We start from the raw sequence: 12,727 nt of genomic DNA, 5'->3' as shown, positions 1-12,727 counted from the left end.
GCCCCCCCCCCCCCCCCCCCCCCCCCCCCCGCGCCGCGGCCCCCCCCCCCCCCCCCCCCCCCCGGCGCGCGGCGGCACGGACGCCGCGGCCCCTGCCAGGGGGCGGGTGCCCGGCGCCGCGGCCCGGCCCGCCCCGTGCGGCGGCCTCGTCAGCCGCCCCCGGGCCTCGCCGACGCGCCGGAGCCCGCCCCCTTCCCGCGCGACGCGCGCCACCGACCTCGCCGTCGGGCGTGACGCGCTCGCGCCCGGTCGCCCTCGGGTCAGCGTCTGCCGCGATCACGCGCCGGCCCGAGGGCGCTCAGGGCGGCGACCCGCTCAGGCGCTCCCGTCCGCCGTCGCCTCCCGCTCGGCCGTCCGCTCGCGTGCGTGCTTGAGCGCCATCCGCCCAGCCGGCACCCGGGGCCCCGACAGCGTCGCCCAGAACGGGTGCTGGCTCACCGTGGCGGCCAGCGTCAGCTCGCGCTCGCGCAACTCCGCCACCTCGGCGCGCTCCTCCGTCGGCCACCCGGGGGAGTCCGGTCGCTCGCGGGGTCGCCACAGGTCGCGGTCCGCGAAGCCCGCCACGGGTTCCACCGACCACGGCAGCCGCCCGTAGAGCGCCAGCAGGCGCGCACGGACCTGGTGCAGCTCGTCCTGGGCTGCCAGAAGATCACGAGGAAACTCGAACGTTTCGGCCATACCGAGAATGATACGACTGTTCGAATCTGATCGACGAAAGCCACGCCGACCAGCGTCTTCGTGTACGCCAAGAGGCGATACGAGCTCACAGCCTGCGCTTTTCAGACATCGATCGGGGCGATCACCCGCCGACGGCCCGGTCCGGGTCCGGCTCGGTGCCGGGATGCGGGCGTCGGTGGGCCGCCGCAGGGTGGAGGCATGGACGAGACGAATCGGCGCGGGTCGCCACGCGTGGTCGTGGACGCGCCGCTGGACGGGCGACGTCGGGTGACGATCGACGGCCGCGATGTGGGGGTGGCGGTCGAGCCGGCCGAGGTGGTGCGCATGATGCGCCACGCGGGCGTACCCGAGGAACACCTCACGCTGGACGACCCCACCGTGGTCGAGTGGCACGGCGGCGGCGCCGACGCGTGGCTGGACGCACCGCCGCGCTGAGACCCCGGCCGCCGCGGCCCCAGGCGTGGTCGCGGCGGGTCGGGGCGCGGGCCCGTGGCGGGCGTGAGCGCCCCGAGCGGCACGTGCCCCACCGGGCGGCCCCTGGCGGGGGTGCCAGCGTGCACGCGCTCCCCGGCGGGTGTGGCCGCTGGCGGGTGCGGGCGTACGAGTGGTGCGGTTCGGGCGGGACGCGCGCGGGCGCGGGGTCGGCCACCTCGGCCCGGTCGTCGGTGTGCGAGAGCGTCGAAGAGACGGCACCGTAGAGGCATGACCGAACGCGACAGTCCGCACATCTCGGCTCCCCGGTTCGTCGTGCTGCCCGTGCAGCCGGGCAGCCCGCCGTTTCGGTTGGTGGAGGTCGGCGGGGAGCTGGCGGGTACGGCCAGGTCGGTGGTGGACGTGATCGAGATCGCCCAGCAGCTCGGCGTGCACCACCTCGACCTGGAGGACCCGGACGCCATCCGGTGGGTCGGCGGCGACCAGTTCACCTGGACCCCACGCCGGCTGACCTGACACCCGTCGGCCCAGGCCGACGCGCGAGCCCGCGGCCGACAGACGAGCGGGACGGAGCGAACAGCCCGCCACCGAGGTCACCCTTCGCCGGCGTCGCCCCTCGGCCGCCGGCACCGTCCCGGCCCGCCGCCCCCCGGGCGGCCGTCGCGACCGCCTCTCCGCACATACCCGGACCGCCGTGGGCGTCGGGCCACCCGCCCGGCTCGCCACACACGCCCGACCGTCGTCCGCGCCCACGCCGGTGTCGCGAGGTCCCAGGCGCCGACCCGAGGCGGTTGGCGGGGGGGGGCTAGCTCGTACGGGCGGCCAGTTCCGCGGCCACGCGGATCGTCGTCCGCGCCGTCCGGGCGATCCACGCCTCGTTCGCACGCGACTTCGGCGCGGTGGTCACCAGCGCGGCCACGGCCCGCCCGCCACGGTCACGGACGGCCACGCCCACCGCGCTCACGTCGTCCTCGCTCTCGGCCCGGTTGACCGCGTACCCGCGCCCGCGCACCGCGTCCAGGTGGTCGCGCAGCGCCGAACGGGTCGCGGGGGCCCGCTCGGTGGGGGTGTCCAGCTGCTCGCAGGGGTACAGCGCGACCAGCTGATCCTCGCTCAGTTCGGCCAGCATGGCCTTGCCCGCCGCCGTGGCGTGCGCGGGCAGGCTCCAACCGATCCGGCTGCTGACCCGCACGGTCTGCTCACTCTCGACGCTGTCGACGTACAGCATCTGGGTGCCACGCCGCGTCGCCAGGTGCACCGTCTCGGTCGTCTCGTCGCGCAACCGCACGAGCGAACTGCGCGCCTGGACACGGATGTCCATGTTCCGCACCACGGACAGGCCGATGTCCACCAGCGCGGGTCCGGGGCGGTAGGCCCGCGACTGCGCGTCCTGCTCGACGAACTGGTGGTAGCCGAGCGTCGAGAGCAGGCGGTGCACGGTGGACCGCGAGAGCCCCATGTCCCGGCTGATCTGGTTGACGCGGATCACCTGGTGGTCCTCGAACAGGCTCAGCAGGCGCAGCACGTTGTCCACGGCGCCGATCAGCCCGGCCGGGCGGCCCGTGGCCGACTGCTCATCCGGCCCCCCGGCCCGCTCCAGGGCCCCGGCCTCCTCCGCGTCCATGCCCTGCACCGTAGCGCAGCCGCCCGGGACTTCCGTAGGGCCGCGACGAGTCGACAACACCCTTGCGACGCCTGACGACATGTAGCAGTATCCGGTCTGGTGTTCCTCATCGTGATACGTAACCTGCCCATCCGGCCCAGCGGTTGAGTCCTCACCACCTCGCGGCGTCCGTCGACGGGCATCGGGCCGACCGGATCGGATCGGGGTGGCGGACGGGCGCTGACCCGGTGCCCCGTCGCGATCCGGACCGCCAGGTGGGATGGGGCACTCGGCGTCCGACACGGGGCGGACGGCGAACGACCACACCACGACGCCGGGCGCGCGCCCGCGCGGGGACGGACGCGCGCCCGGTCGTACGCCGGCCCGCTCCCGAACGCGGGCACCCCCGGTGCGGGCCAGTCCGGAGAGCGGCGCCGACCTCCACGCCTCGCCGGCCGGCCGCGCACCGTCGAACGCGGCGACCTGACGGCCGCACCCTCCCAGGCCGAGGCCGTCATCGCGGCAGCCGACCGGGCCGGGGCGTCGACCCGGGCCCGGACCTCGCGGTCCAGCGACGCACCCCCCGACATCCCCGGCCGGCCCGTGGCGCGTCGCCCACGCCAAGCCCCGGCTCGCCCGCCTGAGGCGGACGACGGCCATGCCGTACGCCGCCCGCCCCGAGCCCGACGGCGCGGTATGTGCCGGCGGTGCGCGCCACGGACCGACCCGTGAGCGCGACCTCGGGCCCACGGGTCGACCGGCTCCGCCCGCGAGGGGGCGAGGCCGGCGACGGCCGGCCGCGTCGCTGGCCGCTGGGCCCGGGCCGCGTCGTGCGCCCGCCGCGCCGACCCGGTTCGTCCGGGTCCGCCACCGCGCCATGCTCAGCCCTGAGCTACCTCCTGTGGGTGATCAACTCTTCGGCGTGTTGGTCAACTTGACATAGATATTCAGCCAGGGAGGCGAGATTTTCGGTTTCTCCGTGTGAGCATCTGAAGGCATAGAGTGATTGCCCTGGGGAGTGGGGCGATTCGCGGAGAGCTGGCAGTCGACCCTCAGCAGCCACACGACGCGCTGCGGTGCGCGAGCCCCGGGCCCGACCCGTCAGCCTCCGCTCACGGTGTCGCGGGGGAGGAGCTGTTCAGTGACGGGTGGAGCGCACGAAGAACCCATCGCCGTCGTCGGGTTGGCCTGTAGGTTGCCCGGGGCCTCGGGCCCCGAAGCCTTCTGGCGCCTGCTCGCCGAAGGGCGCCACGCCATCGGGGAGGCCCCCGCCGAGCGCCGGTCCGCGCTCGCCACGGCCCCGGGCCAGCCCGGCCCCCCGGGCGGCTACCTGGAGCGGGTGGACGCCTTCGACCCGGCCTTCTTCGGCATCTCACCCCGCGAAGCCGTGGCCATGGACCCCCAGCAGCGGCTCGTCCTCGAACTGGCCTGGGAGGCCCTGGAGGACGCCGCGATCGTCGCCACCACCCTTCGCGAGAGCCCGACCGGGGTGTACGTGGGCGCCATGTGGAGCGACTACGCCACCGTGCTGCACCACGGTGACCCCGCCGCCGTCTCCCGTCACTCCATGACCGGCACCCACCGCAGCCTGCTGGCCAACCGGGTGTCCTACCTCCTGGGGCTGCGCGGCCCCAGCCTGACGCTCGACGCGGGCCAGTCCTCCTCCCTGGTGGCCGCGCACCTCGCCGTCACCAGCCTGCGCACCGGCGAGTCGCGGCTCGCCCTGGTCGGTGGCGTCAACCTCATCCTGACCAGCGACAGCACGACGACCTCCGAGCGACTCGGCGCGCTCTCGCCCGACGGCCGCTGCTACGTCTTCGACGCCCGCGCCAACGGGTACGTCCGCGGCGAGGGCGGCTGCGTCGCGGTCCTGAAGCCACTGCGCCACGCTCGCGCCGACGGCGACCGGATCTACGGCCTCATCCACGGCAGCGCCGTCAACAACGACGGCGCCTCCACCGGTCTGACCGTGCCCCACCAGGCCGCCCAGGAGCAGGTGCTGCGCCAGGCCTACGCCCGCGCCGGCCTCGCCCCCACCGACGCGCAGTACGTCGAACTTCACGGCACGGGCACCCCCGTCGGCGACCCGGTCGAGGCCGCCGCGCTGGGGGCCGTACGCGCGGGCGGGCATCCGGCGCCGGCGCCGCTGCGCGTCGGCTCGGCCAAGACCAACGTGGGCCACCTGGAGGGCTCGGCCGGCATCGTCGGGTTGGTCAAGACCCTGCTGAGCCTGTACCACCGGCAGCTCCCGCCCAGCCTCAACTACCAGAGCCCCCACCCCGACATCCCCCTGGCCGCGCTCGGCATCGCCGTACAGCGCGAACTGGAACCGTGGCCGGCGGCCGACAGGCCGCTGGTGGCCGGGGTGAGCGCGTTCGGCATGGGCGGCACCAACTGCCACGTGGTGCTGGGCGAAGCCCCCCGCGCACCGGTGTCCGGCGCCCCGCCCCGCACCCCGTGGACGCGCACCGCGTCCACGCCCCCCGCCGCGCATACACGTACTGACGCCGCCGCACGGACGGGTGCCACCTCGGCCCCGCCCGCCGCGGCCGACGCGCCGCCACCGGCCGCCGGGTGTCTGCCGTGGGTTCTCTCCGGCCGTGACCCGCGCGCGCTGCGCGCCCAGGCCCGGCTGCTGGCCGCCCACCTCGCCCGCGACCCCGCGCCCCGGCCGTGTGACGTCGGCTGGTCGCTGGCCACCGGGCGAACCCCCTTCGAGCACCGTGCGGTCATCGTCGCGGACGACCACGCGGGCTTCGCCGCCGCTCTGGCCGCGCTCGCGCGCGGGGAGAGCGCTCCCCAGCTCGTCGAGCCCCCGGTGGGCGGCGCCGGTCCGGTCAGTCAGCGGGCCGTCTTCGTCTTCCCCGGCCAGGGGTCACAGTGGGCCGGCATGGCCACCGAACTGTGGGACCGGGCACCGGTGTTCGCGCATCGGATGGCCGAATGCTCCGAGGCGTTGGCCGAGTTCGTGGACTGGGACCTGGAAGCGGTGCTGCGCCAGGCACCCGGCGCGCCCCCGCTGGCGCGCGTGGACGTCGTGCAACCCGCCCTGTTCGCCGTGATGGTCTCGCTGGCCGCCCTGTGGCAGGCCCACGGCGTGGTCCCGGCGGCCGTCATCGGCGCCTCCCAGGGCGAGGCCGCCGCCGCCTGTGTGGCCGGCGCCCTCTCCCTGCGCGACGCGGCGCGTGTGGTGGCCCTGCGTTCACAGGTCATCACCACCCTCGCGGGCGAGGGCGCCATGATCTCTCTCGCCCAGGGCCCCGAGGAGGTGGCCGACCGGATCGCCGCCTGGTCCGGCCGGCTCTCGCTGGCCGCCGTCAACGGCCCCGCGTCCGTCGTCGTCTCCGGCGAGGCCGACGCCGCGGCCGAACTGCTGGCCCAGTGCGCCACCGAAGGCGTCCGCGCCCGCTGTGTCCCTGTGGACTACGCCTCCCACTCGGCCCAGGTCGAGCCCGTCCACGCGCGCCTGACCCGCGCCCTGGCGGGCATCGAACCCCGCGCCGCCACCATCCCGCTCTACTCCACGGTCACGGCCCAGCCCCTGCGGGGCACCGAGCTGGACCCCGAGTACTGGTACCAGAACCTGCGCGGGACCGTGCGCTTCGCCGAGACCGTCGACGCGGTCCTCGACGCGGGCGACGCCGTCTTCGTAGAACTGTCCCCCCACCCCGTGCTCGTCCACGGCATCGAGCAGAGCGCCGAGGCGCGCGGCGCCGAGCACACCGTGGCCATCGGCGCCCTGCGCCGTGGCGAGGGCGGCCCGCGCCGCCTGACGACCTCGCTGGCCGAGGCGTACGTGCACGGCGTCACCGTCGACTGGACGGCCTCCTTCCACGGCACCGACGCCACCCGCACCGACCTGCCCACCTACCCCTTCCAGCGGCAGCGCTACTGGCCCGGCGGGCACAGCCACCAGGCGTACGAGAGCCCCGAAGGCGACGACGGGCCGCCGCGCGCCCGGCTCACGACGGCCGACGCGGGCCAGCGGCGCCGAGCCGTGGCCGAACTCGTGCGCTCCCAGGCCGCCGAGGTCCTGGCGTACGCACCGGACGACGTCGACGCCCGACGCACCTTCAAGGACCTGGGCTTCGACTCGCTGGGCGCGGTCGACCTGCGCAACCGCCTCGGGCGGGCCACCGGACTCCGCCTGCCCTCCTCGCTGCTCTTCGACCACCCCACCATCGCGGACCTGGAGCGACACCTCGACGCCGCGCTGGCCCCCGTCGCGCCCGACCGTCGCCGCGCCCCGGTCGCCTCCCCCGAGCCCGGCGCCCCGGCCGCCCTCGCGAGTGCCGGCGACGACATCGCCATCGTCGGCATGGCCTGCCGCTACCCCGGCGGTGTCACCTCGCCCGCCGACCTGTGGCGCCTGGTCGCCGACGGCCGCGACGCCATCACCGGATTTCCCTCGGGGCGCGGCTGGGACGAGGAACTGTACGACCCGGACCCGGAGCGGTCGGGCAAGAGCTACGCCCGCCAGGGCGGGTTCCTCCACGACGCCGGCGACTTCGACGCGGCGTTCTTCGGCATCTCGCCCCGCGAGGCGCTCGGCATGGACCCCCAGCAGCGACTGCTGCTGGAAACGGCCTGGGAAGCGGCCGAGCGCGCCGGCCTGGACCCCACCACACTGCGGGGCAGCGCCACCGGCGTCTTCGTCGGCGGCACCGCCCTCGACTACGGCCCGCGCATGCACGACGCGCCCGAGGGCGTCGAGGGGCACCTGCTCACCGGCGGCCACACCAGCATCCTGTCCGGACGCATCGCCTACCACCTGGGGCTGACCGGCCCCGCTCTCACCGTGGACACCGCCTGCTCCTCCTCGCTGGTCGCCCTCCACCTGGCGGTGCGCTCGCTGCGGCAGGGCGAGAGCGAACTGGCCCTGGCGGGGGGCGCGACCGTGATGGCCACCCCCGGCATGTTCCTCGAGTTCTCCCGGCAGCGCGGCCTGTCACCGGACGGGCGCTGCAAGCCCTTCGGCGCCGGAGCCAACGGCACCGGCTGGTCCGAGGGCGTCGGACTGCTGATGCTCGAACGCGTCCGGGACGCGCGGCGCAACGGCCACCCCGTGCTCGCCGTGGTGCGCGGCACCGCGGTCAACCAGGACGGCGCGTCCAACGGCCTCACCGCGCCCAACGGCCCCTCCCAGCAGCGCGTCATCCGACAGGCACTGGCCGACGCGCGCCTGGGCGCCGGCGACGTCGACGTGGTGGAGGCCCACGGCACCGGCACCGCGCTGGGCGACCCCATCGAGGCCGAGGCCCTGCTTGCCACCTACGGCCGCGACCGGCGCGGCGTGGAACCGCTCTACCTGGGCTCCCTCAAGTCCAACGTCGGCCACACCCAGTCGGCGGCCGGGGTCGGCGGCATCATCAAGATGGTCCAGGCCCTCCACCACGGCCTACTCCCCAAGACGCTGCACGCCCGCGAGCCCTCGCCGCACGTCGACTGGGACACCGGGACCGTGGCCCTGCTCACCGAGGCGCGCGCGTGGCCCCGCGCGCCGCGCCCGCGCCGCGCGGCCATCTCGTCCTTCGGGATCAGCGGCACCAACGCACACGTGATCCTCGAAGAGCCACCGGCCACGCCGGCCGCCGCCGACCCGCGCCAGCGGACCGTCGGACCCGCGCCCGCCGCGCCCCGGTCCACCCCCGGGCTCTGGTCGCTCTCCGCCCGTGGCCAGGCGGCGCTGCGCGCACAGGCCGCGCGGCTGGGGGCCTTCCACGCCGACCACCCCGAGGTGTCCCCGGACGACATCGGGTTCTCGCTCGCCGCCACCCGTACCGCCTTCGAGCACCGCGCGATCGTCTTCGGCACCACCCCCGAGGCGTTCCGCGCCGGCCTCGACGCCCTGGCCCACGACGACAGCGCGCCGAACCTGGTGCGCGGCGAGGCCGCACACGCCGGCGCCACCGCCTTCCTCTTCACCGGCCAGGGGGCCCAGCACCCCGGCATGGGAAGGGAGTTGTACGCCAGTCAGCCGGTGTTCGCGCGAGCCCTGGACACCGTCTGCGACGCGCTCGACGCCCACCTGGAGCGCCGCCCGCTGCGCCAGGTGATGTTCGCCCACGAGGACCCCACGGAGACCGCGACAGGCGATCGGCCCACGGCGGAGCTCCACCAGACGGCGTACGCCCAGCCGGCGCTGTTCGCCTACGAGGTGGCGCTGTTTCGGCTGCTGGAGCACCACGGACTCACCCCGGACGCGCTCGCCGGGCACTCCGTCGGCGAACTCGCCGCCGCCCACCTCGCCGGCGTTCTCACCCTCGCCGACGCCGCCACACTGGTCGCGGCCCGGGGGCGCCTCATGCAGAGCGCCCCCACCGGGGGAGCGATGTACGCCGTACAGGCCACGGAGGCCGAGGCGCGGCGGTCCCTGGCCGAGCACGCCGGGCGGGTGTCGCTCGCCGCCGTCAACGGGCCCACCGCCGTCGTGCTCTCCGGCGACGCGGCAGCGACGGCACAGGTCGCCGACCACTGGCGACAGCGGGGCCGCAAGATTCACCGACTCCGCGTCAGTCACGCCTTCCACTCCGCGCACATGGACCCGGTGCTCGACGCGTACCGCGCGGTGGTCGCCGGCCTCGACCTGCGGGCCCCGGACCGTACCCTGATCTCCACGCTCACCGGCCGACCGGCCACGGCGGCGGAAGTGACCTCGCCCGACTACTGGGTGCGCCAGGTGCGCGAACCCGTGCGGTTCCTCGACGCCGTCCGCACCCTCGAAGAGCGCGGCACCACCACCTTCGTCGAGCTCGGCCCGGACGCGGCGCTCACGGCCATGGCCGCCGAGTCGCTGACCGGCCGGGCGGCCGAGGCCATCGCGTTGCAGCGGGCCGGCCGACCGGAAGGCGAGACGCTGATCGCCGGACTCGCGCGTGCGCACACCCGGGGCGCGCCGCTGGACCTGGCGACCTTCTTCCCCGGCGCGCGGCGCGTGGAACTGCCCACCTACGCCTTCCAGCGCGCCCACTACTGGCTCACCCCGCCGCCCCGGACCACCCCGCGCGGCCTGGGCCTGGAGTCGACCGAGCATCCGTGGCTGACCGCCGCGCTGCCTCTGGCCGACGCCGGCACGGCCGTGCTCACCGGTCGCCTCGCGCCCACCGAGCACCCCTGGCTGGCCGACCACACCATCGGCGAGCGCACCCTCGTCCCCGGCACCGCGTTCCTGGAGCTCGCCCAGGTGGCGGCCCGCCACATCGGAGCCGCGCAGGTGACCGAGCTGAACCTGGAGGCCCCACTGCCCCTGCCGGCCGGCGGCGCGCTCCAGATCCAGCTCACCGTCGGCGCCCCCGACCCCGCCGGTCAACATCCCCTCACCCTGCACGCCCGCCCGGAGAGCGCGGCCCCCGACCCCTGGACCCGCCACGCCTCGGGCGCGCTCGGCCCAGCGACACCGGACACCCGGGACGCGCCTCCCGCACCGCCCGCCACCTGGCCACCCGCCGGGGCCCAACCTGTCGCGGTGGCCGACCTGTACGCGCGGCTGGCCGACCACGGCTACGACTACGGCCCGGCATTCCACAACCTCACGGCCTGCTGGCGGGCCGGCCAGGACCTGTACGCCGAGGTGCGGCTCCCCGCCGAGCGCGCCGAAGACGCCGCACGCCACGTGGTGCACCCGGCCCTGCTGGACGCCGTGCTCCACCCGCTGGCCGAGGACGCCGCGCGCCGGGGCGCGCCGGACGAGATCCGGCTCCCCTTCACCTGGGCCGGCGTCACCGCGCACACCACCGGCGCGACCGCGCTGCGTGCCCACCTCCACCCCGTCGGCCCGGACGCCGTCGCCCTGACGGTCACGGACCCGACGGGCGCCCCCGTGATCTCCGTACGCTCCCTGACCCTGCGGCCGGTGCGTACCGCCACGCTCGCCCACGCCGCCCCGGCCCGCCCCGGCCCGCTGTACACCGTCGCCTGGGAACCGCTGTCCGGCCCCGAGACTCCCACGACCCCACCGGTCGTCGCCGAGATCACCGGATGGGACGGCACCGCGACCACGGTGGAGGGCGCTGGCCGAGACCCGGCCGAGACGCCGTCGGACGCGGTGCCACCGCAGCCCACACCGACCCGGGGCACGGTGGCCGACACCCTCGACGCACTACCCGCCGTGGACGTGATCCTGGCCCGCGTGCCCACCGCGCCCCCGCGGGAGGATCCGGTGCGGGCCGCGCACCACACGGCGCGGCGCGTGGGCGAGCTCGTCCGTGGCTTCCTGGACGATCCCCGCCTCGCCCACACGCGGCTGGTCATCGCCACCCGTGGTGCCGTCGCCACCCGCGCCGGCGAGGACGTGAGCGCGCTCGCCGCCGCCCCGCTGTGGGGACTGATCCGCTGCGCCCAGAGCGAGCACCCGGGCCGCGTCACCCTCGTCGACCTCGAACCGTCGGGCGGCGACGACCTCCTGGCCACGGCCCTCGCCAGCGGCGCACCACAGCTCGCGGTGCGCGACGGCCGCCTCACCGCACCACGCCTGGCGCCGCCGCCGAACACCGACACGTTCACGCGAGCCACCGCCACCACACTCGATCCCTCGGGCACCGTCCTGATCACGGGCGGCACCGGCGGGTTGGGCGCACTGGTGGCCCGACACCTGGTGACCGCGCACGGCATCCGGCACCTGCTGCTGGTCAGCCGCCGAGGAGAGGAGGCGCCGGGCGCGCGCCAACTCGCCGCCGAACTCGCCGGCCACGGCGCGAAGGTGACCCTGCGCTCGGTGGACGCCTCGGACGCCGAGGCGCTCGGCCCTCTGCTGGCCGCCCTCTCGCCACGGCATCCGCTGACCGCCGTGGTGCACGCGGCCGGCATCGTCGACGACGCCACGCTGGCCACCCTCACCCCCGAGCGACTGTCGCGGGTGATGCGCCCCAAGGTGGACGCCGCGTGGAACCTGCACCGGCTGACCGACGGCGCCCCGCTCGCCGCGTTCGTGCTCTTCTCCTCGCTGTCGGGCCTGATCGGGGCCCCGGGGCAGGCCAACTACGCGGCGGGCAACACGTTCCTGGACGCGCTGGCCGCGCACCGGGTCGCCCGGGGCCTGCCCGCCACCTCCCTGGCCTGGGGTCTGTGGGAGGCCCCGCGGGGCATGGGCGGCGCGCTGACCGACGCCGATCTGACGCGGTGGTCCCGAGCCGGGGTCGCGCCGCTGTCGGTGGAGCGCGGGCTCGCCCTGCTCGATGCCGCCCTCGCCAGGCCGCGCGCGCTGCTGGTCCCGGCCTCGCTCCAGCTGGCCAGGTTCCGGGCCCACCCCACGGAGACGCCCGCCATGCTGCGGGGGCTCGTCGACGCCCCCGCGCCGCGGCCCCACCAGCCCGTCGACGACAAGGACGCCACCCCGGCCTCGTGGGCGCGCCGGCTGGCCACCCTGTCGGCGGACGAACGCGAGCACGCGGTAGGGGAGTTGGTGCGCGATGTGGCCGCCGCCGTTCTGGGCCACACCGACTCCGGCGCCGTCGATCCCGATGACGACTTCAAGGAGATCGGGTTCGACTCGCTGGCGGCGGTGGAACTGCGTAACCGGCTGCACATCACCACCGGCGTACGACTGGCGGCCACGGCCACCTTCGAGCACGCCACGCCGGCGGCGCTCGCCACGCACCTGCTGCGCACGCTCACCGCCGAAGCGGGTGAGACGACGGGTTCGATCGCGGCGCGGCTGGGCGCGCTGCGGCCGGCCGTCGAGGCGGCTGCCTCGGCGCCGGAGGGATACGAGCAGGTCACGGCCGAACTCCGGGCCCTCCTCTCCGCCGCCCACACGGCCGGCATGGACACGGCGTCCGCGTGGTCGACGGGGGAGCCGGTGACGAACGCGGAACTGTTCGCGCTCTTCGACCAGCGCGACTGACCGCCCGGGCAGCGACTTGCCCGACGGGGCTGGCCGGGCGTGCCCGCCGGTGTGCCGTTCGGCGTGGAACGACGCTGGTCCGCCGCCGGCGACATCCGGGCGTCGCGGGGGCGACGGCGGTGGCGGACGTAGCGGGGGGCCGCCGTCCCGACGGGGTGGGGCGGGCGGATGTC

Annotated in this window: 5 protein-coding genes; 3 read left to right on the top strand and 2 right to left on the bottom strand. The window is 76.1% G+C overall.

Features of this window, described 5'->3' with window-relative positions; all coding sequences use genetic code 11:
- Window positions 1–315: 315 nt before the first annotated feature.
- The gene (locus tag ACFVFR_RS29330; protein ID WP_383707160.1) at window positions 316–678 is read right to left on the bottom strand and encodes a hypothetical protein; all 363 of its coding nucleotides are present in this window, start codon (window positions 676–678) and stop codon (window positions 316–318) included.
- Window positions 679–876: 198 nt separating this feature from the next.
- Here ACFVFR_RS29330 and ACFVFR_RS29325 point away from each other — a divergent pair, with 198 nt between their 5' ends.
- Window positions 877–1,113: a hypothetical protein gene (locus ACFVFR_RS29325; RefSeq protein WP_383707158.1), complete on the top strand. Its 237-nt coding sequence runs from the start codon at window positions 877–879 to the stop codon at window positions 1,111–1,113.
- A gap of 267 nt (window positions 1,114–1,380) precedes the next feature.
- A complete protein-coding gene (locus ACFVFR_RS29320; protein ID WP_383707156.1) occupies window positions 1,381–1,626 on the top strand; it encodes a hypothetical protein in 246 nt (81 codons plus the stop codon).
- A 289-nt stretch (window positions 1,627–1,915) separates the two neighbouring features.
- On the opposite strand, the gene ACFVFR_RS29315 is transcribed toward ACFVFR_RS29320, so the two are convergent.
- A complete protein-coding gene (locus ACFVFR_RS29315; protein ID WP_383707154.1) occupies window positions 1,916–2,734 on the bottom strand; it encodes an IclR family transcriptional regulator in 819 nt (272 codons plus the stop codon).
- 1,120 nt (window positions 2,735–3,854) lie between these two features.
- Here ACFVFR_RS29315 and ACFVFR_RS29310 point away from each other — a divergent pair.
- Window positions 3,855–12,554 carry a type I polyketide synthase gene (locus ACFVFR_RS29310; RefSeq protein ID WP_383707152.1) on the top strand — a complete coding sequence of 2,900 codons (8,700 nt, stop codon included), beginning with the start codon at window positions 3,855–3,857 and terminating at the stop codon, window positions 12,552–12,554.
- Window positions 12,555–12,727 lie beyond the last annotated feature (173 nt).

It is taken from the genome of Streptomyces sp. NPDC057702 (genome assembly GCF_042799315.1).
Taxonomy (GTDB): Bacteria; Actinomycetota; Actinomycetes; order Streptomycetales; family Streptomycetaceae; genus Streptomyces.
This window is presented reverse-complemented; position numbering and strand designations above follow the sequence as displayed.